Genomic DNA, 25,176 nt, shown 5'->3' with positions numbered 1-25,176 from the left:
GGTCAGCGGCCGAGTTCTCCGAACGCCTCGATGGCCCGCAGCGCGTCCGCCTGCGGCATCCCCGGCGGCTGCACCCGCAGGACGAGCCCGTCCGCGCCCATCTCCGCGTACCCGCCGATCCGTTCCCGGCATTCGTCCGGTGAGCCGATCACCGAGCGGGCCGTGATGTCGTCCCACTGCTGGGCGTAGCGCGCCGCGTCCGCCGAGGTGCGCTTCCAGTCGCCGTACGCGTCGTACAGCCCCCGCAGCGGCCGCTCCAGCGCATCCCGCGCCCGCTGGGTGGTGGCGGCGGCGTACCCCTCGCGGCAGACGATGACCTCCGCGCCGAGCGAGCCGGGACCCCGCGGGTACGAACGGTACGCGCGGATCTTCTCCGGCAGCTCCTCGTCCGTCTCGTTGAAGGAGGTGGTCCAGCCGTCGCACATCCGGGCCGTGCGCGCCAACGCGGCGGGCACCCGGCCGCCGTTCCAGATCACGGGCCGCGGGGCCTGTACCGGACGCGGCGACAGATACGCGCCCTCGACCCGGGTCCAGCGGCCCTCGAACGTCACCTCCTCCTCGGTCCACAGCCGGCTGAGCAGCTCCAGGCACTCCTCGAAGCGCGGCACGCGCTCCTCGGGCCTGGCGCCGAACAGCGCGAACTCCTCGGGCCGGTAGCCGAGGACGAATCCGGCGGTGAGCCGGCCGCCCGACAGGACGTCGATGTGCGCCAGCGCCTCGGCGAGCCACACCGGCTGGTGGACCGGCGCGATGAGCCCCGCCGTCGCCAGCCCGATCCGCTCGGTGTGCGCGGCGAGGTAGGCCAGGGAGGTGAGCGCCTCGTGGTAACCGGGCCGGTGCAGATGGCGCTCGCCCAGCACCACCCAGGAGAACCCGGCCTGCTCGGCGAGCCGGACCTGCTCCACCGCGTCGGCCAGCCGTGGCCGGTCGGCCTTGTCCGCATAGAGGTTGACGTAGAGGCCGAGGCGCATCGGGGGGTACATCCCTTCCTTTACGGTCCGGACCGTAAAGGCTAGCGTAGCCGCGATGGCCGCGATGGCCGCGATGGCCGCGATGGCCGCGATGGCCGCGATGGCCGCGATGGCCGCGGCAGACGGGAGAGGACGCCCATGTCCGCGACGGATCTGCTGGTGCGCCGGCTCCGCGGCACGGTGCTGCCCGCGGTCGCGACGCCCATGGACGCGCGCGGAGTCGTCGACTTCGCGGCGCTGCGCCGCTACGCCGGGTACGTCGCCGGGCAACCGGTCGGCGGAGTCGCCGTCTGGGCGCACACGGGCCGCGGGCTGCACCTCTCCGACGAGGACCGCGGCCGGGTGCTCGCGGTGTGGCGGTCCGCGGTGGACGGGCCGGTGGTGGCGGGCGTCGGCGTGCCGCGGTCCGTACGGGCCGAGCGGCCCCGCGACCTGGTGGACGCCACGGTCGCGATGGCGGTGCGGGCGGCCGAGGGCGGAGCGGACGCCGTGATGGTCTATCCGCCGGCCCTGCTGGCCGATGACGAGGACGCGGCCGTCGCCCTGCACCAGGAGGCGGCCGCCGCGAGCGGGCTGCCCGTGCTCGGCTTCCTGCTGCACGGCGGGGCGGGCGGATATCCCTACCCGCCGCGGCTGGTCGGCAGGCTGCTCGCCCTGCCGTCCGCGGCCGGCCTCAAACTCGCCACCCTGGACCGGGCGATGGCCTGCCAGGACGCGATCCGGGCGGCGCTGCCCAGCGGGAAGCTCGTGGTGACAGGAGAGGACCGGATGTTCGGCCCCTCGCTGATGTGGGGTGCCGACGCGGCCCTCGTCGGCGTCGCGGCGGCCCGCGTTCCGCTGACGACCGCGGTACTGGACGCCTGGCGCACGGGCGACCACGGGGCGTTCGTCCGGGCCTCGGCACGGCTCGACGCCTTCGCCCGGGCCACGTTCCTCGACCCGATCGAGGGCTATGTGCAGCGCATGCTGTGGGCGGCGGTCTGGGAGGGGGTCCTGCCCGAGGAGGCGGCCCACGATCCGTACGGTCCGCGCCTGCCCGACGCGGAACGCCGGGTGGTGGTCGAGTGCCTGGACCACCTCGCGAAGGAGCCGGACGCTCCACGCTGACGCTGCCGGGAGCCGGGGCGGGGACGGGAGCCGGGTGGGGCCGCCGGCTGCCGGGTCCCGGTGAGTGATCGGGTCCCGGTGAGTGATCGGGTCGCGGGTGGCGGTCGTGCCCGTGTGAGGTGGCCGCCGGTCCCGGCGAGGGGTCGCGGCCCGGTGGGCGTGGGGAGGGCCCGTGCGTGAGCGTGCTCCGGGCGGCGGTCGCGGGTCCGGCGAGCGGTCGCGGCCCGGTGGGCTCAGCCGGGGACCTCGAGCCCGAACAGGTCCGCCGCGTTCCGCCACAGCACCCGGTCGAGTTCCGCGGGGGTGAACCCGGCGTCCCGGAGCACGCCCAGCGACCAGCAGGGGTCGATCAGCGTGGCGTCCGTCCCGAACAGCAGCCGCTCCACCGGCACCCCGGCCTCCCGCGCGTACGCGATCCTGCCCGCGTCGGCGGCGGTACGGCAGTGCTCCAGGTACAGCCCCTCGCACGAGGCTGCCGCGTGCGCCGCCTCGCGCCAGGCGTCGCCGCCCGCGTGGCCCATGATCACGCGCAGTCCCGGGCGGGAGGCCACCATGTCGGGCAGTTGGAGGACCTCCCGCCCCCAGGTGTGCAGCAGCAGCGGTACGCCGGCCTCGGCGACCGCGTCGAACGCCTCGCCCATCTCCCGCGAGCCGGGCAGCCGGCCCGGATAGTGCGTGTGGATCTTCGCTCCGACGAACCGGCCGGAGTCCAGGCAGCGGCGCAGATCCGCGGCGCTCTCCTCGATCCGGTTCGGGTTCACCACGGCGTACCCGCAGAGGCGCGGCCGGGACGCCAGCTCCTTCGTCAGCGCCGCGTTCCCGGCGACCGCGTCGTAGACCACCGCCTCCGACGCCGAGACCAGCTGGAGGTCGATGCCGTAGCGGTCCATCAGGCGCAGGTTGTCGTCGGCGTCGCCGCAGCTGAGGGGGAACTGCCAGCGCCCCACATGGGCGTGCACGTCGATGATCGGCATCAGCCGAGCAACTCCTCGATGTTCCCGGTGGCGACCGCGTGGCGCTCGTCGTCGGAGATGTCCGCGTACCGCAGCCGCAGGGCCGGCGGCGAGATGTCCATGAACGGGGCGCGGGAGCCGAACACGAGATGGCGGGCGCCCACCGAGTGCACCACCCGTTCGACGGAGTCGGGCCCCGACAGCATCCGTGTGGTGACCCGGAACCCCGGCTCCTCGCGGGCCATCAGCAGGAAGTCCGCCAGCAGATAGGCGTGCAGGTCCAGGAAGACCACATCGGCGCCCCGGCCCGTCAGGGGAGGGCCGTAGCGCCGCGGATCACCGTCGTGGAGCAGCACCATCCCGCGTGCCAGGGCCAGGTCGACCACCCGCCGGTAGCCGGGGAAGCCCGGGTCGGCGGCCTGCTCGACGGTGAACAGCCGGAGGAAGCGCACCCCCGCCGCCGCCAGCTCGTCCAGCCGGTCCTCGGCGGTCAGCGCGTCCCGGACGTCGACGGTGCCCACCGGCCGCAGCTCCGGGCAGCCGGCGAGGTCGCGCAGCGTCTCCTCGTTGCCCGCCCGGTCGTCGAACAGCGGCCCGCGCGTGGACAGGGCCAGCGCGCCGCCCACGGGGGAGCGTTCGAGGCTCCGGCGCACCTCCGCGAGGCTGACGTCCCGGTGGTGGCGGGGCCACGGCCCGTACAGCACGTCCACGTCCCAGCCGATCCGCTCCGCCGGGGACGGGGTCAGCCAGTCGTACGCGGGCGGCCGGTCGTACGCGGGCGGCCGGTCGTACGCGGGCGGCCGGTCGTGGTCACCCGCCGTGCTCGTGCTCATCGCGCTCCCACCTCGCCCAGCGTCCGGGCGATCCGGTCGACGTCGTCCTCGGTGTACCCCTCGTTCCACTGGAGCACCAGCAGCGTACGGCCGATCAGCGTCTCCGCCCGGGGACACGGGCCCTGATGATGCCCCGAGAGTGCCGGATTGGCGTACAGCGGACGCTCCAGATAGCCGCGCAGCGCCGGCACACCCGCGGCCTGAAGGTCCTTCGCCCAGCGGGAGTTGTCGTCCACCCGCAGCGGCATCACCCACCAGGCGTGCCCGGCCCGCCGGGACGGGAGGCGGACCCCGGGGGACGGACCGAGCCGCTCCACGGCGGCCGCGAACCGGGCGGCCCGCTCCCGCCGCACCCGCACGACTTCGGGGACCCTGGCGAGCTGGGCCCGCGCCACCGCCGCGACGAGCTCCGTCATCCGGTAGTTGAGCCCCATCGTGCGGTGGATGCGGCCCTCCGCGCGGTCCCAGCCCTTGTCCATGAACAGCCTCATCCCGCGCGCCAGTTCCGGGTCGTCCGTGACGCACAGACCGCCGTCGCCCGCCGTGATGTGCTTGTACTGCTGGAGGCTGAAGCAGCCGATGTCGCCGACGGTGCCGAGCAGCCTGCCGTCCTCGTCCTCACCCAGCCACGCCTGCGCGCAGTCCTCGACCAGAAGGAGCCCGTGCCGGTCGCAGACCTCCCGCAGCCGGGTCACGTCCGCTGCGCCGCCGAAGAGATGGACCGCGACGACAGCCCGGGTGCGGGGGGTGATCGCGGCCTCCACCGCGGCCGGGTCGAGGTTGCCGTCGTCGGCCCGCACGTCCGCGAACACCACCCGGGCGCCCTGGGCGAGGACCGGCGCCACCGTCCCGAAGTCCGAGAGGGGCGTGGTGACCACCTCGTCACCGGGGCCCACCTCGGCGGCCGCGAGCGCGAGGTGCAGGGCGGCCGTGCCGGAACTGGACGACACGGCCCGGGCGCGCCCGTACAGCGCAGCCATCTCCGCCTCAAGCGCCCGGGTCTCCCGGCCGAACGCGCCGCACAGGACCGCCGAGTCGAGGACCCGCAGCACGGCGGCCCGCTCCTCCTCGCCGAAGGTCCTGCCGCGTGGTTCGAGAACCGTGGGCAGGGGCATTTCCCGTTGCGGCATCGGGGGACTATCCTCTCGACAGCACACGATTACGGACTGGGCCGAAACTAGGACCCCGTGGGTCGGCCGTCAATCACGCGGTGACCTTCCGCGCAACGCGTCCCCGGCCGTCCCGCCGGTGCGTGCGCCATCCTCCCCCGCAGGTCGTCCCGGCGGCCTCAGCAGAACGGAGACCCCGCCATGCCGCTCACGGTCGGCGTGATAGGCCCCGAAGACCTGGTCCGCAAGGTGGTCGCGGTCGGCGGTGATGCGGGGCGCAGCGGCTTCGGGCGGCTGCTGCCTCTCCCGTACCGCCACGAGGAGGAGACCGCGGGCATCGCCGCCGGCGCCGGCTCGACCGCGGACGCCCTGCTGTTCACCGGTGTCGTCCCGTACGGCCTCGCCGCCGCGGCCGGCGCCCTGGACCGCCCCGCGACGTACGTCCCCTACAGCGGCGCCACCCTGCTGCGGGCCCTGGTCGAACTGCTCCGCCTCGGCCACGACGTCTCCCGCGTGTCCATCGACACCCTCCGCCGCGACGAGGTGCTGGAGACGCTCACCGAGGCGAAGCTGCCCACCGAGCACATACGGGTGCTGCCCCACCGGCCCGGCCTCACCTCCCAGGACCTCGTCGACTTCCACCTCGACGCACGCGACACCCGGGGGGCCAGGGTCGCGATCACCTGTCTCGGCTCGGCGTTCCACGTCCTGGAGCACAGGACCCACACGGTACGGCTCGCCCCCTCGCGGCACTCGGTCCTCGGGGCCCTCCGGGCCCTCGCCCTTGACGCGGCGGGCCGGCAGAGCGGAGACGCCCAGGTCGCTCTCGGCGTCATCGAGCTGCCGACGGACGGCGGCGGGCCGTCCGGCGGCCTGCCGGGGGGACATCGGCCGGCGGACGGGCGGTCGACGGCTGAACGGCGCGTCGACGAGCGGTCGCTGGGCGAGCGGTCGAGGAGTGAAGGGCCGGCCGGCGAACGGCCGGCGGGGGAGCGGCCGGCGGGGGAGCGGTCGGCGGACGGCCGGTTGGCGGGGGAACGGCTCGTGGACGAACGGCCGGCGGGGCAAGGGCCGGCGGGGGAGCGGTCGGCGGACGAGCGGCTGGCCGACGATGTGCGCGTTCTCGGCGCAAGCCTCGCCGCTCTGCCCGACGGCCGTCGGCTCGTGGTCACCACCCGGGGGGTGCTGGAGAAGGCGACCGACCGGTTCACCCGCATCCCCTTCCTCGACGGCCTCGCCGCCCGGCACGGCACGGCACATATCGGTTTCGGCGTCGGACGCACCGCGGCCGAGGCGGAGGCCCTGGCCCGCCGCGCGGTGAAGCGGGCCAGATCCGTGGGGCCTGCCGCGGGCGTCGTGTCGATGACGGACGACGTCGACATCGTCATCGACGGTGCCGCCGCCGACAGCGCCGGGGAGGCGGTCGGCGGGTCCGCCCCGCCCGGGGGAGCGGCCCTGCTCGCGCGGCGGGTGGGCATCAGCCCGCAGACCCTCGACCGGCTGCGGGAACTCGCCTCCGGGGAGAGGGGCGAGGAGCTGACGGCCCATGCGGTGGCCGGGTACCTGTCCGTGCAGCAGCGCACGGCGCGCCGGATACTCAAGCGGCTCGAGCGGGCGGGCGTGGCCGTGCCCACCGGCATCCGCCAGGAGGGGCAGACGGGCCGGCCGCCGACCGTGTACCGGGTGCGGCTGTAGTCCCGCGCGCGGCCGCGGCTTCCATCGCCGCCGCCGGCGGGCGTGCGGCCTTCACCGGCGCCCTTCTGCGCCCGGCCTCCCGCGGCTCGGTTGGCATGCCTCTCACCGGCCTCCGGCGCCGCGGGTTTGCGTACGGTCCGCACGGCACCCACCCGTTTGGGTACGGCTGCCGTGCGGGAGGTTACGGTCCGGACCGAAACCACAGCTGCGAAGGAGCTGAGCCGGCTTGAAGATCGCCTCGTTCCACACCCGAGTGGTCCGCGCCCCCTACCGCCGTCCGTTCGCGATCAGCAGCGGAACCAGCCCCGAACTCGTCAGCCTGCTGGTGGAGGTACGCACCGCCGACGGGGCGTCGGGCTTCGGCGAGGCCTCGCCGATGACCCCCTATACGGGGGAGACCCTGGCCGGGCTGCGGGCCGCCCTCACCGAGCACGCCGCGCCCGCCCTCATCGGCCGCGATCCGCGCGACCTGGCAGGGGCGCACGCCGCCATGGACGCCGCGATCCGCGGCCAGCACCTGGCCAAGGCCGCGCTCGACCTCGCCCTGCACGACCTGGCCGCCCGCGCGGCGGGCTGGCCCGCGCATGTCCTCCTGGGCGGGGCCGTGACGCGCCGCGTGCCCACCACCTGGGTGGTCGGACTCGGCGGTGTCGAGGAGAGCGCCGAGGAGGCCGCCCGGTACGCCGCGCGCGGCTTCCCCCACATCAAGCTCAAAGGCGGTGAGGACCCCGAGCGGGACGTGGAACTCGTCTCTGCCGTACGCAAGTCCGTCCCCGACTCGGTGGCGCTCTCCCTCGACGCCAACGAGGGGTACGCGCCCGGCAGTGCGCTCCGTACGGTCGCGCGCCTCTCCGACGCCGGTCTCGACCTCGTGGAACAGCCCCTGCCCCGCTGGGACCTCCCCGGGCTCGCCGCGCTGCGCGCCCAGGGCGGTGCCCGGGTGATGGCCGACGAGTCGCTGCAGTCCCTGCACGACGCTCTGGAGATCGTCCGCCGCGGGGCCGCCGATGTGCTCAACATCAAGATCCTGAAGGTCGGCGGCCTGCACCGGGCGCGCCAGATCGCCGCGGTGGCGGAGGCCGCGGGGCTCGCCGTGAAGATCGGCACCATGCCGGAGCTGGGTGTCGCCACCCTGGCGGCGGCCCATCTCGCCGCGGCCCTTCCGCACGCCACGGTGCCGCCCGATCTGGTCGGCCCGCTGCTCGTCGAACAGGAGCCGCTGGCCCCCGAGACCTTCGCGGCGACGGACGGCACGGGCCATGTCCAGCTCCCGGACCTGCCCGGCCTGGGCCACCGGCTGGCGCCGCTCTGAGCAGGGCGGTCCCACGCCCTCCGGGTCTCGTGCCCGGTGCCTCGCCCTCCGGGTCTCGTGCTCGGAGGCCCCGGGAGGTTGCGCGTGCCCCCGGGAGGTTGCGCGTGCCCCGGGAGGTTGCGCGTGCCCCGGGAGGTTGCGCGTGCCCCGGGAGGTTGCGCGTGCCCCCGGAGGTCGCGCGTGCCCCCGGAGGTCGCGCGGGGGCACGGGAGGTCCCGGGAGTCACGGGACGCCAGGGGGCCTGGTGCCGGGCGTCCCGGGGCGGCCCCGTCTCCTCCGCGCCCTCAGGACTCCCCGCCGCTCTTGCGCCGGTGGCGCCGACTGCCCGCGCGGCCGCCCGTCCCCAGGTGCGGACGCCGGCCGCCCGGCGAGGGTGCCGGCGGGGGCGAGGCGGGCAGGATCCAGGACTCGGTCTCCGTCAGCTCCGGGTCGAGGACGTCGTCACCGTAGAGCCCCTGCAGCCAGTTGGTCTGGTAGACGGTGTCGAGGTAGCGCTCGCCCAGGTCGGGCGCGATGGCCACGGCCGTCCGCCCGTCGCCGCCGTGTTCGGCGAGCCAGCCCATGGCGCCGCTGACGACGGTGCCGGTGGAGCCGCCGAACAGGAAACCGCGGCGGGCCAGCCGGTGGCAGGTCCGAATGGTGTCCCGTTCCTCGACGCGGATCACCTCGTCCACATAGGACTCGTCGAGCAGCGGGGGGCGGATGCTCATCCCCAGCCCGGGGATCATTCTGCGCCCCGACTCACCCCCGAAGGTCACGGACCCGACGCTGTCCACCGCGACGATCCGCACCGGCCGGTGCCAGTCGCGGAAGAAGCGGGCGCAGCCCATGAGCGTGCCGGTGGTCCCGGCGCCGACGAACAGCGTGTCCAGTTCGGGGAAGCGGCTCGCGATCTCCGGCGCCGTCCTGCGGTAGTGCGCCTTCCAGTTGCCCGGGTTCGTGTACTGGCTGAGCCACACGTACCGGCTGTCGGAGGCGCACAGGGCGCGGAGGTAGTCGATCCGCGCGCCCAGGAAGCTGCCGCTCGCCTCCTGGCTGGCGATGACGTGCACCTGGCTGCCCAGCGCCTCCATCATCAGCCTGGTCGTCAGATTGCAGCGGGAGTCGGTGACGCACAGGAACCGGTAGCCCTTGCTTGCCGCGATCATGCTCAGCGCCACACCCAGGTTGCCCGAGGAGGACTCCACGAGGATCGAATCCCGGGTCAGGACTCCGTCCCGCTCGGCGGCCTCCACCATCTCGATCGCGGCCTTGAGCTTGATCGAGCCGGCGAAGTTGAAGCCCTCGCACTTCAGGAAGAGCGAGTGTCCGAAGATCGACGCGAGGTCGATGTAGAGATCGTCTTCGTTGAAGTCCTGGGGAACGGATATGACAGGCACGATGGCCTCCTCATCTGCAGCGGGTCCGTGGGGCCCCTGCGTCAGCGGCCGTGGTGTCGTCCGTAACTGCTACGGAGACCTGACCCTTGATCTCTCCTGGGACCAGTCCGGCAAAGAGCCTCCTCATCCGCGTCCGGGCCGCTCATCCGTACGGCCCTGGCCGTGCATCCGGTACGCGGCCTCGACGAGTTCCACGATCAGCCTCTCGTGGGCGGGTTCCGCGGCGGACTCCGTCCCGCTGGACCGGACGGCGTTCATGTGGCTCTCACCTCCACGGTCGGCGAGCAGCCGGACAGCGGCACCGGGTCGGCCAGCCCGACGAGGATCTCGCGGGGGCCGTCGTAGGGTTCGCGGCTGTGGGCGGTGCGGATGTTGTCGACGAGCAGAAGGTCGCCGGGCTGCCAGGGCTCGCGGGCCGTATGGGCCTCGTAGACCTCGTTGAGGGTCTGGACGACGTCCTCGCCGACGGGGTCGCCGTTGCCGTAGCGGGTGTTGAACGGCAGACCGTCCTCGCCGTAGACGTCGATGAGGTACTCGCGGACCTCTGGGGCGAGGGTCCACTCGTTGAGGAAGGCGATCTGGTTGAACCAGCAGCGGGCCCCGGTCGCCGGGTGGCGCACGACCGCGCTGCGGCGCTGGCGGGTGCGCAGTCCGCCGTCGCTCTGCCAGGCGAAGTCGATGGCGTTGGCACGGCAGTACTCCTCGACGGCGCCGCGGTCGCCGGTCCCGAAGGCCTCGGCCCAGGAGGCGCCGATCTCGTCGTTGTAGCTGCGGGTGAGGAGCCAGCCCTCCCGCTCGAACCGCTCCACCATCGCCGCGGGCAGTGCCTCCAGCACGGCCGAGGCGTCCGAGACCCCGGTCACCCCGCCGGACGCGGGAGCGGTCAGGCACGCGAACATCATCATCCCGGGGAACGTCAGCGCGTAGCTGAGTTCATGGTGCATACACATCGGCTGGTTCGGCGGCCATGTGGTGGAGGAGTACACCCCGTCCCGGTACGACTCCCGGGCGGCGAAGGCCTCCCGCTCGCTCATCAGCGGCCCGCCCGCCAGCTGCTGGAACACCGCCCCGACCTGGTCCGCCCCGCGCAGCCCCAGACCGCGCACCAGCACCGCGCCGCGCCCGGCGACGAGGGAGCGCAGCGCGTCCCGCTGCCCGGCGGCCCAACTCGACGCGTCCCCGGGGGACTCGACGTGCAGAACCGGGGGCCTGCCCGGCTGGGACTCCACGTCGAGCACGGACACCTGGGATGAGGAGGACATCGCTTTTCCTTTCGGTGGAAGTCGGTGGAAGCTCAGGAGGGAGCCGGCAGGACGGTGGCGCGGAGCACGGCGCGTGCCGCCTCTGCCGGACGGGTGCGCAGGAACCAGTGGCCGCCGTCGGGCAGCTCGCACACGTCGACGCGGTCCGCAAGCAGCCGCCAGTCGAGACGCCGTCCGGGAGGCGCGGTGACGGGGTCGTCGGCGGCCACGACGACGGTGACCGGCGCGGACAGCTTCACGGCGGGCGGGGTCTGCAGGAGACCGGCGAAGTAGCCGTGGGCGGCCACGCAGTCGTGCCGGTAGGCGGCGCCGATGCGCTCGGCGCGCCGGGCGTCCAGTTCGCCGAGTGCGGTGTGGCCGAGATCGGCGCCCAGCCCGGCGGCGATCTCGGCGTCGCTGCTGCGGGAGAGCCGCTCGGCCGCGCCGCGCCGCTCCGCCGCCTCGCCGAGCAGCTGGGCTGCGAGGAAGACCCGCTCCACTCCGACACCGCGTGCCTGGAGTCTGCGCGCCGTCTCGACGGCCGGAGCGGTACCGGACGAGTGGCCCCACAGCAGCACCCGGGGCAGGCCGAGCCCGGTGATCTCGTCGACGACCCGGTCGACCAACTGCTCCAGCGGGGCGAAGGGCTCGCGGGCGGCCGCCACGTCGTGGCCCGGCGGCTCGACCGCGTACACGGCGGGGCCGCGGCTGCCCAGGGCCCGGGCCAGCGGGTGGAAGTTCACCGCGTTGCCGCCCGCGTACGGGAAGCAGACCAGCGCGCCGGCCCGCGCGTCACCGGACTCCGACAGGCGCTCCAGCAGGCGGTCCGCGGCGTTGCGGCGGGTGCCCTTCGGGGTGCTGCCGCCCTGCGCGGTGCCCGGTGCCGTGCCCTGAGCCGTGCCAGGTGCCGTGCCCGGTGCCGTGCCCTGCGGGCTCATGGCCTGTGGTGCCTGCTGTGGGTGGGGGCCGGGCCGTTGGTCCGTGGCGGGTTGGTGGCTGCCGGTGGCGGGCCGCTGGCCGGCGGTGGAGCGGTCGGTGACCTCGGCACGGTCGGCGGTGGGATCGGCGGCGGGATCGGCTGCGTGGCCGGTGGCGTGGTCAGGGCCGGGTGCGGTTTCGGGGTCGGGGTCGGTTTCGGGGTCGAGGAGTGCGGCGAGGTCGGTGAGGACGGGGTGGCGGGTGACGTCCTTGAGAGTGATGGCACGGTCGAGGGCGATGGCGAGTTTGACCGCGGAGAGTGAGCTGCCGCCGCGGTCGAAGAAGTGGTCGTTCCGCCCGATCTGCTCCGGCGGGACGCCGAGCACGGCCGACCAGGCAGCAGCCAGCCGCCGCTCCGCCGCCGTTGCCGGCGCCTGACGCCCACCCTCTCCGCCGCCGGTCGGGCCGGTGGTCTCCAGCGAGCCGGCGAGCGCGGTCAGTGCCTTCTTGTCGACCTTGCCGTTGGCGGTCAGCGGCAGCCGCTGCCGCCAGTGGAACACCGAGGGCACCATGTACGACGGCAGCACCCGCCCCAGGCCCTCGGCGAGCACCCCGCCCTCCAGCGCCGCCGACGCGGTGTAGAACGCCACCAGCCGCTTGCCCGACGGACCCGCGACGGCCACCACCGCACCATCACGCACCCCCGCCACACCCAGCAACGCGTTCTCCACCTCACCGATCTCGATCCGGAACCCGCGGATCTTCACCTGGGCATCCCGCCGCCCCAGGAACTCCAACCGCCCCGACGCGTCCCAGCGCCCACGGTCGCCACTGCGGTACAACCGCTCACCCGGCCGCAGCGGATCCGGCACGAACACCGCCGCCGTCCGCTCCGGGTCGTTGACATAACCCCGCCCCACGCACACCCCGGAGAACACGATCTCCCCCGGCGCGCCCAACGGCACCGGCCGCAACTCCTCGTCCACCACATACACACGCACATTCGCCACCGGCCGCCCCACCAGCACCCGATCCACCACCCCGGTGATCACCTCGTGGTTGGTGTCATCGCAGGTCTCCGTCAGACCGTAGGCGTTCACCAGAGGGATCCCCGGCTGGACCGCGAACCACCGCTCCACCAGCTCCCGCTTCAGCGCCTCACCGGTCACCGACACACACCGCACCCCACCCAGTCCCCGCGGTGTGTGCTCCAACGCGCTCACCACCGCCTCCAGATACGACGGCACCACCTGCACCACGTTCACCCCGGTACCGACCACCGTGTCCACGAACCGCGACACATCCAGCACAGCGTCCTGCTCCACCAGCACCGTCCGCCCGCCCACCAGCGGACCCGCCAGCAACTGCCACAACGAGATGTCGAAGCACTGCGGCGCGACCTGCGCCACCGCACTGCCCTCCACGATCCCCAGATCGTCGATCTTCGCCAGCAGATGGTTCACCAGGCCCGCGTGCTCACACATCGCCCCCTTCGGCTCACCCGTGGAACCCGAAGTGAAATAGATGTACGCCAACTGCTCGGGCCCCACCGCCAGCCCCAGATCATCCGAGGCATGCCCCTCCCCGTATGCCTCCTCCACGAGCACCCGCTGCACCCCACTCACCCCAACCACCCTGCCCACCCCACGGGCAGAATCCGCCGAGCCGGCCCCACCGGCCACACCGCCGGTCCCGCCCGCTGCCCCACCGCCGGCCCGGCGACCGGTCCTGCGGCCGCCCCTTCCCGCCGCCCCACCGTCATCCGCACCGGCGGAGGCCAGCGCCTGATCCAGCGAACCGGTGCTCCCCGACTCGCTCAGCACCACCCGGCACCCCGCCCGCGACAACACCGCCGCGATCCGCCCCGCCGGGAAACCCGGCTCGATCGGCAGATACACCCCACCCGCCTTGAACACCGCCAGCACCGAGGCCAACCAGTCCGCGTTCCGCCCCAGTACCACCCCCACCACACTCTCCCGCTCCACCCCGCGCACCCGCAGCGCCCGTGCCAGCCGGTTCGCCCGTCCGTTCAACTCCCCGTACGTCCATGCCCGACCCCCGTCCACCACCGCCACCGCGTCCGGGTGCGCCCGCACCCGCTCCTCGAACAACTCGTGCACCCGCAACGCCGGCAACTCCCGCTGCGGTCCCGCCATCCCCTCCACCTGGAAGGCCACCTCCCCCTCCGGCACCACCGAACCCAAAGCCCCGTCCGGACCCGCCACCAATCGCTCCAGCGCGGCCAGGTGATAGCCCACGAACCGACCCGCGGCCTCCCGGTCCAGCACGTCCATCCGATACCGCAACCCCAACACCACCCCGCCGGTACCCCCGTCACCGCCGGCACGACCGGTACCAGCGGCACGACCGGTACCAGCGGGACCGCGGGCACCGTCACCCCCGCCCCGTACCGACAGCCGCAACACCGTCCCGCCGCTCACACCACCGGCACCCTCAGCCACACCCGCATGCCCATCCACACCCGCAGGCCCGTTCCCGCCCCAGGCGTCGAACTCCACCTCGAACAGCGGCTCGGCCGATCCCAGCTCCCGCGCCAGCTCGTCCACCGGGAAGCCCCGATACTCCAGCACTCCCGAGGCCGCCTGATCCGCGTCCACCACCAGCCCCCGCCATGTCTCCCCGCCGCCGGCCGCAACCCGACACGGCAACGCCCGCCCACCGGGGACCGGAACCCAACCCGTGACCACGTCGTCCTCACCCGACAGCACCCCCAGCACCCGTGCATGAGCCGCCAGAAACAGCGACGACACCGGCACGCCCAGCTCCCCCGCGACCCGCCCCAACCCCCGCAGCAACGCGTCGGGGACGGTCACCTCGTACGTCGCCCTCTCGCCGGTGACCGGCGCCGGAGCGGCCGCCACCCACCGCGGTACGACGGTGCAGCCACCCGGCGCCAGTACCCCGCGCCAGAACTCCCGGTCGGCTTCGCCTCGTTCCGACCGTTCCGACCGTTCCGACCGCTCCGACCGCTCCGTCCGTTCCGACCGCTCCGTCAGATCCAGCGGATCCATCCGGTCTGCACCTTCCATTCGTTCCGTCCGCTCCGGCTGTCCGCTCTGTTCCGCTCGTGTCGTCTGCGTCGTCCGTGCTGCCGTCCGTGCCGCCTGCGTGTCCATCGGTACGCTCCCTCAGCCTCGTCCGGGCACCGGTTGCCCGTGGTGCGCCTGCGGACTGCCGTTCAGCGCTGCGGGCCGGTGGGCGTTTCCGCGTGCCTCGGCGGCAGGGTTCCCGATCCACCGTGCGTGTGCGGGCACTTCCTCGCCCTTCATGAGGAAGGCGTCGGCGGCGAGCTGCGCGTGGTCGCCCATCGTCACGCCGTAGTGGACGAGGGCGTTGACGCCGAGAGTGCACCCGGTGCCGAGGACGGAGTGGTCGGACTTGAAGGTGCCGTCCTCCTGGGAGTGGCACTGGATCGTGCTTCCCTGGTTGAGCGTGCAGAAGTCGCCGATCGCGGTCAGCGTCCGCTCCGTGAGTCCCGCGCCGTCGTCGAAGACCCGCTTGCCGATGCGTACGCCCAGCATCCGCCACAGCAGCGTCTTGTAGGGCGTACCGCTGAAGATCTTGAGGTACTGCTCGGGCACCTTCCAGAGTCGCTCGTGCCACCAGAAGTACGGGTCGTAGATGGAGCAGATCCTGGGCTGGAGGGGGCGGAAGCGCGCGAGGAGCCGTTCCGACAGGGCGAAGTAGCAGCCCGTGAACGCCAGCGCGGTCGCGAGGTACAGAGCGATCACGAGCGGCCCGAACGCGGCGAACACATCGAGGGTCGCCAGTGCGCAGACCATCAGCACGAACACGTGCACCCAGCGCAGGAACAGCCAGAGGGCCATGGTGCGGAGGTTGTAGCGGTTCTTCGCCGCCAGGTTGCGGCGGAACTCCTCGCCGGTCCGCAGATGGTCGAAGCGGGTGTCCCGCTCGACGGTCCGCGGAACCTCGAAGCACGGTGCGCCCAGCAGTCCCGTGCCCTCCCGGACCTCGCCCTCGAGCGGGATCATCACCTTGGTCGCGAGCAGGGTGTTCCCGCCGGTCCTGCCGCCGGCCGGATAGGCGATGTTGTTGCCGAGGAAGCTGCGGGGGCCGATGACGGTCCGGCAGACGCGGAACGAGCTCCCCGAGAACTCCGCGTTGATGACGGACAGCCCGTCGGCGACCATGGTGCCGCTGCCGACGGTGGTGAGGTACGGGGACTCGTGCTGCACATGGGTGCCGAAGTTGGAGCCCGTCTGCTCCACCTTGGACAGGTCGTAGCCCAGGAAGCGCAGGTAGTGGACGATGTACGAGCTGTCTCCGAAGAGCCAGCCGAAGAACTTGACGTTGGTCATCCGCGCGATCATCCGGTGCAGCGAGTACTGGAGGCCGTACAGCGGATAGACCCGGTCGGGCCTGATGGCCAGATTGAGCAGCCGTGGCACGGTGAACAGCCAGGCCAGACCGAGGACGAGGGAGCCGGCGAAGAGGACGGCGGACAGGATCAGGGCGTCGATGTACAGACTCGCCGATGTGAGCTGTGCGCCGGGGGCCAGCAGCCGGTTCAGCACCGGGATCTCCGTGACCACGATGTAGGCGCCGCCGACGAACAGCGGGACCGAGAACGCGAACAGCTGGAGTACGCTGCCGAGTCCGAACAGGGTCCGGCGGAGGCTGCCGCAGCGTGCCGCAGGGACGCGTACATAGTCGACGTCGGTGCGCTGGGCCGGGGAGCCGTGCCAGCGCTCGCCGTCCGGGACCGCATCACCGGTCTGCAGCGCGGAGGCGTGACCCAGCTGGCTGCGGTCGCCCATCGAGGTGTCGATGTCCAGCACCGTCTTCTCGCCGACGAACGCGTCCCGGCCGATCGTGACCCGGCCCGTCTGGATGCGTCCGGCGTGGGCGCGGTAGCCGGCGAAGTGGGACTCCTTGCGGATGACCGTGCCGGCGCCGATCGTCACGAGGTCGGTGCACACCGGGACGCTCTGGGAGAGAATGGTGACGCCCTTTCCGATACGGGCGCCGAGGGCACGCAGATAGAGCACATACAGCGGATTCCCGACGTAGAACCTCATCGGGTTCGCGTTGACCAGCGCCTTGACGGTCCAGAACCGCAGATAGGCCAGGCCCCAGACCGGGAACTCCTGCGGCTTCCACCGGCCGACGAGAATCCATTTGGCGGCGATGGGGAAGAGGCAGAGAGCCAGTATCGCCGCGCTGCCGAAGACCATCGACCGCAGATAGAGGTGCAGCAGGCCGGAGCCGCGGGAAACCCACTCGTAGCCGCGGATGGTGACGGTACCCGCGGCGAAGCAGTAGACGAGGAAGATCACGGTCTGTGCCGTGCCGCACAGCACGTGTGCGCTTCTGCTCACGGGGGTGACGGTCTCGGCGGGCTCGGACGTCTGCGCCGCCTCGGCCGCGGGCGCCTCGGCCGCGAGCGCCGTCACCAGACTGCGGATCGTCGGGTACTGGTAGATGTCCTTCATGGACACCTGGGGGAGGCCGTCGCATTTCCTGACCCGGGCGCAGAACTGTGCCATGACGAGAGAGTTGGCGCACAGGTCCTCGAAGAAGTGGCTGTCGACCGATATCTGCTCGGCCTTCACCAGGCCGGCCAGCAGTTCGGTGAAGTCCCTCTCGGCACCTGTCGTTCCCGTTCCCGCCGCCGTGCCGTTGATCCGGCGCTGTGTGAGCGCCGAGTCATCCGGCTCGGGCGTCAGGACCTCGACAGACTTTTCCACCATGCGAGCTCCTTGAGGAAATGCCGGTCGCGATCGTCCCTGCGCGCGGCACTGGTTGTCCTCACGCTCCGGTGGATGGCCGGAGCGAGCAATCCGGAAGTCACGCGGTCGTGAGCTCTTCTCCGGTCACAATCACGATCACAGTCTCCGCCGTGTATCGAGGGGTTGCCACTTGGACTGTGCCCCGACGGACCGCCCCTGACATGAGGGAGAGGCCGATGACTCCAGACCACGGAACCGCCGGTGACCGGCGGTCCGGTCACCGCATCAAAGCTGTTGTCATCGTCGGCACGAGGCCATGATCCCCGTGCGGGCCGCTGGTCACGGCCGTCTCGGAAGCGCTTGAATCGCACCCGTCTGGTATTCGGCACCAGTGCCCGGGCGGATGGGAAATTTTTCAATCAAATGTTGCGGAAGGGCCGGGGGAGGAATGCGGCCGCACGGGTGAGAGGCGCGTGGAAGGCCGGCGGAAGATCGGGCAGGTGGCAGGTGGCAGGTGGCAGGTGGCAGGTGGCAGGTGGCAGGTGGCGGTGGCGGTGGCGGGTGGCGACGGGCGCCGGCCTGGGCCGGGCGTCGCTCCCGGGCCGGGCGTCGGCCCTGAGCCGGGCCGGGCTGACCAGGGGCGCCGAGGAGAGCCCGGCCTGTCGGCTCCGGGTGGTCGGCCGCGCCCTGTGCGGAGCGGTCCCGGGACCGCGCGGGCTGTGGGATCGTCCGGCTGTGGCGGTGTCTGCTCCGGGCGGGGCGGACGACCGCGCGAGGAGGAGGGCGGCTGCCGCGCGGCCGCATGGGTGGTGTGGGCCCCAGGAGGCGGTGACGCCGGTCGGGGAAAGGAGAGCATGAGGAGAGAACCCTGACGGCCGTCACACGGACGGTGCACCGAGGGGCCGTGGGGCCGTGGGGCCGTGGGGCTGAGGGGCCGTGGGGCCGAGGGGCGCGAAGCGGCGGCCCTGCCGCGGGCTGCGGGAATGCTTCCACCGGGTGGGAGAGGAATGGCCGGAACGCGGTGGACGGGCAGTTCAGACTGCCGCCGAGTCGGCTGAGTGGGCCGGGGCGGCCGGGAGAGCGCGGCGGCGAGGTGTGAGCAGGGGGCTGGCCGGATCCGGGGTCAGTGGGGGGCCGGGGACCGGGTGCGGGGGGGGCAGGCGGAGACACCCGCCGGAACGGCCTGACCGCTCACCGTCGTGGACGATCCGGAACGCGACCCGGAACGCATGGACGACCGGATCGCGCTCCGGACCGGCGGGAGCGAGTGTGGTCGCCTCCCCTGCCGGAGCCGGTCGCCGCTCCGGTGCGGCGTGGAGCCGCAGGGGCTGGGGCGCTGATCGGCAGGCCGGGTCGGCCCCCGGCCGGTCAGTGCCCTCTGCCGGGTGCCCATCGGCCGGCCAGGGCCTCGTCGACGGATTCGGTCAAGCGGGTGAGCCGGTGGCGTTCTGCCGCGTCCCGGTCTTCGCTGCCGATGGCGGAGCGCAGCCGGGCGAGTGCCGCGGTGATCGGCGGGTGCTGTGCGGGGGCGCCGCACCAGGCGAGTTCCCGCAGCAGCTGGGCGACCCGGGCCAGCACGGCGGGCTCGCCGGCTCCGTAGCGCATCGGCTGGTCCACCGCCAGACCCAGCAGTTCGCTCAGGTCCGGGCGTCGCAGCACCACTCTCACCCGCTGGTCGTCGTCCCGCAGCAGCCGGGGGCCGAGGTCGCGGCGCACCATCTCGCACAGCAGGGCGGAGGAGTGGGACAGGGCGTGTACGGCGGTGGTGGGGTCGTTGATCCCGGGAGAGAGCGCCTTCGCGGCGATGTCGGTGAGCTGCCGGAGCCCGAAGGCGATGTCCTGGAGGTCGGTGCGCTCGGTACCGGTCCGTACCGCTCGGGAGACCTCTTCGGCCAGGCGGGTACGGGTGCCCGCGGAGAACGGTTCTCCGGAGTCCGGCCAGGCGGCTCCCATGGGTGTCCCGGCGATCAGGGAGCTGCCGGGATGGCGGTCGATGAGCACCACGGCGTCGGTCTCGATCGCCGTGTTCAGCAGGGCCGCCTCGTCCACATGGGTGAGGAAGCCGGAGGTGCCGGCGGGCAGGACGAGCGCATTCGCGGGCGGTTCCGGTGGTGCGGCCGGTGCCGGTGGGGGCGGTGGCGCCGCCGGGGCGGTCCCTCCGGCGGGACCGCCGGAGTGGGGCTGCCGGTTCTCCGGCGCCTGCGGCTTCCCCGAGGACTTCCGCCCCTCCGGGAGGAGCCGCTGCGGGTTCTCCGGGAGGAGCCGCTGAAGGGTGCGGTCGGCGTCGGAGTGGACGCTGTTCATCATCGTCTCGATCCGGATCTCGCGCGCCAGATGGGACAGGAACAGCACCAGGGCGAGCAGGCTCGCCAGGGTGAGCACCAGGGCCGCGGTCACCGACACCTGGGGGACGAACTCGGTCCGCCCGTCCTCGCCGGTGCGGACGCTGCGGAGCACGGTCAGGGCGAAGGTGAAGGTCGCGAGGAAGAGCGCCAGGGTCGCCTGGACGTACCGATCGGAGGTGAAGGTGCGGAGCAGGCGCGGCGAGAACTGGCTGCTCGCCAGTTGCAGCGTCAGCACGGTGAGCGAGAAGGTCAGCGCCGTGACCGTGACCAGCGAGCCGGCGATCGCCTCCAGTACCGAACGCGCGGCGTCCGAGGTGCCGCTGTACAGGTAGGTCCTCAGCCACGAGGGCATGTCGCTCTGGAACCGCTCGTCCAGCAGCGGCAGCCCCACCCCGGCGATGACGGCGAGTGCGATGCCCAGCGTGGGCAGCGGCCACAGCTGGACCCGGAGGGTGTCACGCATCGGTGCGTGACCCGGGGGCCGTCGTACCGGCCGTGGCGCCGGCCGGTGAACCAGCCAGTCCGAGGACCGGGGAGCGAGCCGGGGAGCGGGCCGGGGCCGATGTGTTTCCCGAGGTGTGGAGACGGGGGTACCGCTTCCGTGTCAGCACGGCATCAGGCTACCGAACACGGCAGAAGGGGCACATCTTCTGCGGTGCGGGCACCCCGCTCGTCACCCCGGCCGGGGCGCGATGCCGGCCCCCGACCACCAGGACCCCGGCCCGTACCGCTCGTCGTGTGGAGCGCTTCGTACGGGCCGGGGCTCGCGGCGGCGGGGACGGCCGGCCCGGTGGGTGGCGGGCCGGCCGGCCGCGGGCGGGTGGTGGGGTCAGCCGGTGGGTGCGCAGACGGCGAGGGCGATGACCCTGCCGCTGTCGTGGAGCATATGGGCGCGCCAGGACGTGGCGCCCGGGGTGGGGCCGTTGACGACGGGGTAGTCGTAGATCTCGCCGCCGTTGGCGCGGACGAACCGCTGCACGCCGTATCCGCCGCCCGCGACGCGGGTGCCGGCCGGGCATGCGGCCTGGGAGTCGCGTGCGGAGGGGCCGGTGGCGATCCGGTAGCCGAGGCTCTCGGGCGCGCAGACGGCGAGGGCGATGACCCTGCCGCTGTCGTGGAGCATGCGGGCGCGCCAGGAGTTGTCGGTGGCGACGGGGCCGTTGGCGGTGAGGGAGTCGTAGAGCGTGCCGCCGCGGGCGTGCACGAAGGTCTGGATGCCGTATCCGCCGCCGATCACGCGGGTGCCGGTGGGGCAGGTGGCGTCCGACTGGCCTGCGGAGGGGCCGGTGGCGATCCGGTGGCCCATGCTCTCGGGTGCGCAGACGGCGGTGGCGGTGATCCTGCTGCTGCCCTGGTGCATGCGGGCGCGCCAGGAGTTGTCGGTGGCGACGGGGCCGTTGGCGGTGGCGTAGTCGTAGATGGTGCCGCCGTTGGCCCGGGCGAAGCTCTGGATGCCGTAGCCGCCGCCGACGACGCGGGTGCCGGTGGGGCAGGTGGCGTCCGACTGGTGCGCCGAGTTCCCCGTGGCGATGCGGTACCCCTGCTCGTCCGGGGCGCACAGGGCGTAGGCCACGACGGTGCTGGTGTCCCTGAGCACGCCCGCGCGCCAGGAGTTGTCGGCGGCGACGGGGCCGTTGGCGGTCACGTAGTCGTAGACGCTGCCGCCGTTGGCCCGGGCGAAGCGGGTGGCCTGGTAGCCGCCGCCCATCACCGTGGTGCCCGCCGGGCACCTGGCGATCGACTGGCGGCCCTCGGAACCGGTGACGAGGGTGGGTGCGGTGGCGCGGGGTGCCGCGGCCGACGGTGCGGGGAGGGCGCCGGCGGGGGAGAGCGGCAGGGCGGCGAGGATGCCGATGCCGGTCAGCAGCCCGAACCGGCGGAGCAGGGTCCTGGGGTTCACACGATTCCTCTCGTGGTCGTCGGTGGACCGGATCTCCCCGGCGCACCGGCGGGAGTCTGCCAGTACCTCTGCGGCATAGCGGTCCTTTCCGGACATATGCGATAGGCATACTTCTTTCCTGTTGAGGGGTGACCGTCGACCGCCCGCATCCGTGCGGGTACGCCCGCGAGGCCCGTACCGGAAGGAGGAGCACCCCGAGCGCCCGGAGGGCTGCACCGTGCCCCTCTGCAAGGCAGACCGCGAGGCGGAGATGCGTGCGGCGCACGCGTACTTCTCCACGCGTCTCCAGCAGGCTGTCGGCGCGGGCAAGTGGACGCCTCACGCGACGTGAACGGCAGTGCCCCGCGCCGGACAGGTCCGGAGCGGGGCACCTGGCGTGCGGGTCAGTTCTGTGCTGTGTGGGTGATGAAGTCGTGCCATGCGGTGGGGGAGAGGGTGAGTTGGGGGCTGCGCTGGTCCTTGGAGTCCCGGACGTGGACTGCCCGTGTGCCCGTTGCCACCTCGACGCAGTCGTCCCCCTGCGAGCCGCTGTAGCTGCTCTTGAACCAGGCCAGGTCGGACGTGCTCATAGCGCTCCTCGCAATCGCTTCAGCAGGCGCCTGCCGGTCAGTTCTGTGCTGTGTGGGTGATGAAGTCGTGCCATGCGGTGGGGGAGAGGGTGAGTTGGGGGCTGCGCTGGTCCTTGGAGTCCCGGACGTGGACTGCCCGTGTGCCCGTTGCCACCTCGACGCAGTCGTCGCCGTCGGAACCGCTGTAGCTGCTCTTGAACCAGGTCCGTTCGTCGATGCTGCTCATAGCGCTCCTCGAAGTTGCTTCAGCAGGCGCCTGGAGTCATCGGAGGTGAGGGCCTGCGAACGCAGTCTGGCATACCGCTGGAGCATGATGCTGACCTCCTTCCGGTGCGAGACCAGCAGGCCGCCCCGCTGGCCCTCCGCGTAGCCGGACCACTTGTTGTCCGGGGACTCCAGGAGCCTCAACGGTCCGTCGAACCCGGCGTGGTCGGGCTGGTGTCGCGGCATGATCTGCAACTCGACGTTGAACTGCGCCGACATCTCCAGCAGCTTGTCCAGCAGCTCGCGCATCACGTCCGGTCCTCCCGTGCCACGCTCCAAGAGGGACTGCTCGACGATGAAGCTGAACGCGATCGGCGGCCTGCGGTCGAGCAGCTGCTGGCGTTCCAGCCGGGCCGTGACCTGTTTCGCGACCTGCTGCTCGTCCTTGACCGGCGGCACGCTCTCGGTCACCGCCCGCGCGTACGCCTCCGTCTGCAACAGGCCGGGCACCACACGGCACTCGTAGGTCCACAGGGTCAGGGCCTGCGCCTCCAGTCTTGCCCACTGCCGGAACCAACTCGCCAGCCCCGCCTGACGCGACAGGTGCGGCGCCGCCTTCCGCAGCGCGCCGGTGTTGCCGAGCAGTGGTTCCGCCCGCTCCACGAAGTCGCGGTCGGCCATCCGCCGGCCCTGCTCGACCGAGGCCACGGTGTGCTTGGAGTAGCCGACCCGGGTGCCGAACTCCTCGCGGCTCAGGCCGGCGTGTTCGCGCAGTGCCTGGACGACCGCGCCGAAGGTGCGGAGACTGTCCGAGATCTGCGGCTGGTTTCCGTGGCTGGTTCTGGTTCCGGTCGCCGCTCCCGCTGCACCGTCCGCGTCCGTGTCCGCGTCCGCGTCCGCGTCCGCGTCCGCGATACCATCCGCGTCGGCGTTGTCGTGCCCGTCCGCGTTGTCGTCCGCGTCCGTGTCGTCGTAGGCCATGTGCGGGCCGCCTTCCGTGCGCGTGCTGCCGAACCGCCCCCTGCCCGGTCCATCGTCACGTGACGGGATACGTACGGTCCATCGAACAACGCGTACGCCGGCTCAGCGTACGCGCCGCACCGCCGATGCGAGCGCCGATCCGCCTGCCACGCAGCCATGTGACGTTCCGTCACTCCGTGTACGGGACGTCCGCCGGTCCGGGGTTCCCTCGGCGGCCTTCCCCCGGGTTCAACGTGATGGCGGGCGACGACCTGTTCGCCCCTCCCATGCTGGCGATGGGGGCCTCCGGGGCATCCTGGCCTCCGCGCACCTGGCGACGCGCCGGTTCGCCGACCTCGTGGACGCCTGGCGCGACGGAGACGTGGCGGAGGCCCGCTGCCTGGGGCACGCGCTGGCCCGGCTGCCGGCCGCCTTGTTCTGTGAGCCCGGCCCCACCGTGATCAAGGGCGTCCAGCGGGGCCTGATTCCCCCACCGGACGTGCGGCTGCCGCTACTGTCCGTCGGCAAGGCCACCGTGGCGGACGCGCTGGAGCGGCTCAGCCGGCTTGAAGAGTGACGGCCGGCCCGCGGGGCCGGACCGTCAGGACGTCTCCCGCACCGCGAGAGCCAGGATCTCGAGACCTTCGTCGACTTCCTCGGCGCTGACGGTGAGCGGCGGCAGCAGCTTCACCACCTCGCTCTCCGGGCCGGAGGTCTCCAGCAGCAGGCCCCGCTCGAAGGCGCGCGCGCAGACCGCCGACGCACGGCTCTTGTCGGCGAACTCCAGGCCCCAGACCAGACCGCGGCCGCGGTAGTGGGCGCCGAGGGCGGAGTTCTCGTCGCAGATGCCCAGGAGGGCGCGTTCGACCTGCTCGCCGCGGGCCAGGGTCTGCTTCTCCATCTGCCCGTCGGCCCAGTAGGCGTCCAGCGCGGCGGCCGCCGTGACGAAGGCGGGGTTGTTGCCGCGGAAGGTGCCGTTGTGCTCGCCCGGCTCCCAGACGTCCAGCTCCGGGTTGAACAGGCAGAGGGACATGGGCAGGCCGTAGCCGCTGATGGACTTCGACAGGGTGACGATGTCCGGGGCGATGCCCGCCTCCTCGAAGGAGAAGAAGGCGCCGGTGCGGCCGCAGCCCATCTGGATGTCGTCGACGATGAGCAGCATGTCCTGACGCCGGCACAGGTCGGCCAGGGCCCGGAGCCACTCGGGGCGGGCGACGTTGATGCCGCCCTCGCCCTGCACGGTCTCGACGATGACCGCGGCGGGCTTGTTCAGCCCGGACCCCTGGTCCTCGAGCAGGCGCTCGAACCAGAGGAAGTCCTGGACCTGGCCGTCCAGGTAGTTGTCGTACGGCATCGGGGTGCCGTGGACCAGCGGGATGCCGGCACCGGCGCGTTTGAAGGCGTTGCCGGTCACCGCGAGGGAGCCGAGCGACATCCCGTGGAAGGCGTTGGTGAAGGAGACGATCGACTCGCGGCCCTTCACCTTGCGGGCCAGCTTCAGCGCGGCCTCGACGGCGTTGGTGCCGGTCGGGCCGGGGAACATGACCTTGTAGGGCAGGTCACGCGGCCGCAGTACGGCGTTCTGGAAGCTCTCCAGGAAGGCGCGCTTGGCGGTCGTCGCCATGTCCAGGCCGTGCGTGATGCCGTCACGCAGGAGGTAATCCATCAACGGCCTTTTCAGCACGGGGTTGTTGTGCCCGTAATTGAGGGCGCCGGCACCGGCGAAGAAGTCGAGGTAGGCGCGGCCTGTCTCGTCGTACATGCGGGCGCCCTGCGCGCGGTCGAACACGGCGGGCCAACCGCGGCAGTAGCTGCGCACCTCCGACTCCAGGCTGTCGAAGACGCTCAGAGGGGACGGGGCGGTGGTCATCTGATCTCCCGAGGGGGTGGTCTGAGGCTGTGGGGGCGAGAGCCGCGGACGCGGGGAGCGGTGCGGCTCCCGGACGGGCGGGCAGCGCTGTTCCCCCAG

General features: G+C 72.7%; 19 protein-coding genes. 4 read left to right on the top strand and 15 right to left on the bottom strand.

The window, feature by feature from the left end; all coding sequences use genetic code 11:
- Nucleotides 1-2 precede the first annotated feature (2 nt).
- Nucleotides 3-983: an LLM class flavin-dependent oxidoreductase gene (locus SCWH03_RS09575; protein WP_254076640.1), complete on the bottom strand. Its 981-nt coding sequence runs from the start codon at nt 981-983 to the stop codon at nt 3-5.
- A gap of 126 nt (nt 984-1,109) precedes the next feature.
- Here SCWH03_RS09575 and SCWH03_RS09570 point away from each other — a divergent pair, with 126 nt between their 5' ends.
- Nucleotides 1,110-2,078, top strand: a complete 969-nt coding sequence (locus tag SCWH03_RS09570) for a dihydrodipicolinate synthase family protein (RefSeq protein WP_173263725.1) — start codon at nt 1,110-1,112, stop codon at nt 2,076-2,078.
- 233 nt (nt 2,079-2,311) lie between these two features.
- Here SCWH03_RS09570 and SCWH03_RS09565 read toward each other — a convergent pair whose 3' ends face one another.
- From SCWH03_RS09565 to SCWH03_RS09555, 3 genes are read right to left on the bottom strand one after another with little or no spacing between them, the layout of a single operon-like run.
- On the bottom strand, nt 2,312-3,052 hold the full coding sequence (locus SCWH03_RS09565) for an amidohydrolase family protein (RefSeq protein WP_173263724.1): 741 nt from the start codon (nt 3,050-3,052) through the stop codon (nt 2,312-2,314).
- Complete coding sequence (locus tag SCWH03_RS09560) at nt 3,052-3,864, bottom strand: hypothetical protein (protein ID WP_254076639.1); 813 nt, start codon at nt 3,862-3,864, stop codon at nt 3,052-3,054. The genes SCWH03_RS09565 and SCWH03_RS09560 overlap by 1 nt, the downstream gene beginning before the upstream one ends.
- Nucleotides 3,861-4,994 carry a DegT/DnrJ/EryC1/StrS family aminotransferase gene (locus tag SCWH03_RS09555; RefSeq protein WP_254076638.1) on the bottom strand — a complete coding sequence of 378 codons (1,134 nt, stop codon included), beginning with the start codon at nt 4,992-4,994 and terminating at the stop codon, nt 3,861-3,863. The genes SCWH03_RS09560 and SCWH03_RS09555 overlap by 4 nt, the downstream gene beginning before the upstream one ends.
- A 180-nt stretch (nt 4,995-5,174) precedes the next feature.
- Here SCWH03_RS09555 and SCWH03_RS09550 point away from each other — a divergent pair, with 180 nt between their 5' ends.
- Together SCWH03_RS09550 and SCWH03_RS09545 are read left to right on the top strand one after the other, a co-directional pair.
- On the top strand, nt 5,175-6,668 hold the full coding sequence (locus SCWH03_RS09550) for a hypothetical protein (RefSeq protein WP_173263723.1): 1,494 nt from the start codon (nt 5,175-5,177) through the stop codon (nt 6,666-6,668).
- A 226-nt stretch (nt 6,669-6,894) separates the two neighbouring features.
- On the top strand, nt 6,895-7,980 hold the full coding sequence (locus tag SCWH03_RS09545) for a mandelate racemase/muconate lactonizing enzyme family protein (RefSeq protein ID WP_173263722.1): 1,086 nt from the start codon (nt 6,895-6,897) through the stop codon (nt 7,978-7,980).
- A gap of 284 nt (nt 7,981-8,264) precedes the next feature.
- On the opposite strand, the gene sbnA is transcribed toward SCWH03_RS09545, so the two are convergent.
- The 10 genes from sbnA to SCWH03_RS09495 all read right to left on the bottom strand — a co-directional run bounded on the left by sbnA (nt 8,265) and on the right by SCWH03_RS09495 (nt 23,228).
- Nucleotides 8,265-9,359, bottom strand: a complete 1,095-nt coding sequence (gene sbnA, locus SCWH03_RS09540) for a 2,3-diaminopropionate biosynthesis protein SbnA (protein ID WP_173263721.1) — start codon at nt 9,357-9,359, stop codon at nt 8,265-8,267.
- 123 nt (nt 9,360-9,482) lie between these two features.
- The gene (locus tag SCWH03_RS29590) at nt 9,483-9,617 is read right to left on the bottom strand and encodes a hypothetical protein (RefSeq protein ID WP_272491046.1); all 135 of its coding nucleotides are present in this window, start codon (nt 9,615-9,617) and stop codon (nt 9,483-9,485) included.
- Nucleotides 9,614-10,621, bottom strand: a complete 1,008-nt coding sequence (locus tag SCWH03_RS09530; protein ID WP_173263720.1) for a TauD/TfdA family dioxygenase — start codon at nt 10,619-10,621, stop codon at nt 9,614-9,616. The genes SCWH03_RS29590 and SCWH03_RS09530 overlap by 4 nt, the downstream gene beginning before the upstream one ends.
- Before the next feature lie 32 nt (nt 10,622-10,653).
- Complete coding sequence (locus SCWH03_RS09525) at nt 10,654-14,550, bottom strand: non-ribosomal peptide synthetase (RefSeq protein WP_173263719.1); 3,897 nt, start codon at nt 14,548-14,550, stop codon at nt 10,654-10,656.
- Nucleotides 14,551-14,667: 117 nt separating this feature from the next.
- Nucleotides 14,668-17,250 carry a Pls/PosA family non-ribosomal peptide synthetase gene (locus SCWH03_RS09520; RefSeq protein WP_173263718.1) on the bottom strand — a complete coding sequence of 861 codons (2,583 nt, stop codon included), beginning with the start codon at nt 17,248-17,250 and terminating at the stop codon, nt 14,668-14,670.
- Nucleotides 17,251-18,597: 1,347 nt separating this feature from the next.
- Nucleotides 18,598-20,037, bottom strand: coding sequence for a DUF2254 domain-containing protein (locus tag SCWH03_RS09515; RefSeq protein WP_173263717.1), 1,440 nt, complete (start codon nt 20,035-20,037; stop codon nt 18,598-18,600).
- A gap of 366 nt (nt 20,038-20,403) precedes the next feature.
- Nucleotides 20,404-21,570 (bottom strand): hypothetical protein, encoded by a 1,167-nt coding sequence (locus SCWH03_RS09510; protein ID WP_173263716.1) that lies wholly within the window; start codon nt 21,568-21,570, stop codon nt 20,404-20,406.
- Nucleotides 21,571-21,857: 287 nt separating this feature from the next.
- Complete coding sequence (locus tag SCWH03_RS09505) at nt 21,858-22,043, bottom strand: DUF397 domain-containing protein (protein ID WP_116428820.1); 186 nt, start codon at nt 22,041-22,043, stop codon at nt 21,858-21,860.
- A gap of 37 nt (nt 22,044-22,080) precedes the next feature.
- Nucleotides 22,081-22,269, bottom strand: a complete 189-nt coding sequence (locus SCWH03_RS09500) for a DUF397 domain-containing protein (RefSeq protein ID WP_109295619.1) — start codon at nt 22,267-22,269, stop codon at nt 22,081-22,083.
- A complete protein-coding gene (locus SCWH03_RS09495; RefSeq protein ID WP_173263715.1) occupies nt 22,266-23,228 on the bottom strand; it encodes a helix-turn-helix domain-containing protein in 963 nt (320 codons plus the stop codon). The genes SCWH03_RS09500 and SCWH03_RS09495 overlap by 4 nt, the downstream gene beginning before the upstream one ends.
- A gap of 337 nt (nt 23,229-23,565) precedes the next feature.
- On the opposite strand from SCWH03_RS09495, the gene SCWH03_RS28885 reads away from it, so the two are divergent.
- A complete protein-coding gene (locus SCWH03_RS28885; RefSeq protein ID WP_254076637.1) occupies nt 23,566-23,784 on the top strand; it encodes a beta/alpha barrel domain-containing protein in 219 nt (72 codons plus the stop codon).
- Nucleotides 23,785-23,808: 24 nt separating this feature from the next.
- Here the strand turns inward: SCWH03_RS28885 and ectB are convergent, their stop codons facing one another.
- The gene (ectB, locus tag SCWH03_RS09485) at nt 23,809-25,077 is read right to left on the bottom strand and encodes a diaminobutyrate--2-oxoglutarate transaminase (protein ID WP_173263714.1); all 1,269 of its coding nucleotides are present in this window, start codon (nt 25,075-25,077) and stop codon (nt 23,809-23,811) included.
- Nucleotides 25,078-25,176: the final 99 nt, after the last annotated feature.

The organism is Streptomyces pacificus, from assembly GCF_011766325.1.
GTDB lineage: Bacteria > Actinomycetota > Actinomycetes > Streptomycetales > Streptomycetaceae > Streptomyces > Streptomyces pacificus.
The sequence above is the reverse complement of the archived record's forward strand: the minus strand, read 5'-3'. Positions and strand labels throughout refer to the sequence as shown.

Coding starts and splice junctions, on each gene's coding strand:
- SCWH03_RS09575 (WP_254076640.1), bottom strand. CDS start 983: ATGTACCCCCCGATGCGCCTCGGCCTCTACGTCAACCTCTATGCGGAC.
- SCWH03_RS09570 (WP_173263725.1), top strand. CDS start 1,110: ATGTCCGCGACGGATCTGCTGGTGCGCCGGCTCCGCGGCACGGTGCTG.
- SCWH03_RS09565 (WP_173263724.1), bottom strand. CDS start 3,052: ATGCCGATCATCGACGTGCACGCCCATGTGGGGCGCTGGCAGTTCCCC.
- SCWH03_RS09560 (WP_254076639.1), bottom strand. CDS start 3,864: ATGAGCACGAGCACGGCGGGTGACCACGACCGGCCGCCCGCGTACGAC.
- SCWH03_RS09555 (WP_254076638.1), bottom strand. CDS start 4,994: ATGCCGCAACGGGAAATGCCCCTGCCCACGGTTCTCGAACCACGCGGC.
- SCWH03_RS09550 (WP_173263723.1), top strand. CDS start 5,175: ATGCCGCTCACGGTCGGCGTGATAGGCCCCGAAGACCTGGTCCGCAAG.
- SCWH03_RS29590 (WP_272491046.1), bottom strand. CDS start 9,617: ATGAACGCCGTCCGGTCCAGCGGGACGGAGTCCGCCGCGGAACCCGCC.
- SCWH03_RS09530 (WP_173263720.1), bottom strand. CDS start 10,621: ATGTCCTCCTCATCCCAGGTGTCCGTGCTCGACGTGGAGTCCCAGCCG.
- SCWH03_RS09525 (WP_173263719.1), bottom strand. CDS start 14,550: ATGGATCCGCTGGATCTGACGGAGCGGTCGGAACGGACGGAGCGGTCG.
- SCWH03_RS09520 (WP_173263718.1), bottom strand. CDS start 17,250: ATGGTGGAAAAGTCTGTCGAGGTCCTGACGCCCGAGCCGGATGACTCG.
- SCWH03_RS09515 (WP_173263717.1), bottom strand. CDS start 20,037: ATGCGTGACACCCTCCGGGTCCAGCTGTGGCCGCTGCCCACGCTGGGC.
- SCWH03_RS09510 (WP_173263716.1), bottom strand. CDS start 21,570: ATGTCCGGAAAGGACCGCTATGCCGCAGAGGTACTGGCAGACTCCCGC.
- SCWH03_RS09505 (WP_116428820.1), bottom strand. CDS start 22,043: ATGAGCACGTCCGACCTGGCCTGGTTCAAGAGCAGCTACAGCGGCTCG.
- SCWH03_RS09500 (WP_109295619.1), bottom strand. CDS start 22,269: ATGAGCAGCATCGACGAACGGACCTGGTTCAAGAGCAGCTACAGCGGT.
- SCWH03_RS09495 (WP_173263715.1), bottom strand. CDS start 23,228: ATGGCCTACGACGACACGGACGCGGACGACAACGCGGACGGGCACGAC.
- ectB (WP_173263714.1), bottom strand. CDS start 25,077: ATGACCACCGCCCCGTCCCCTCTGAGCGTCTTCGACAGCCTGGAGTCG.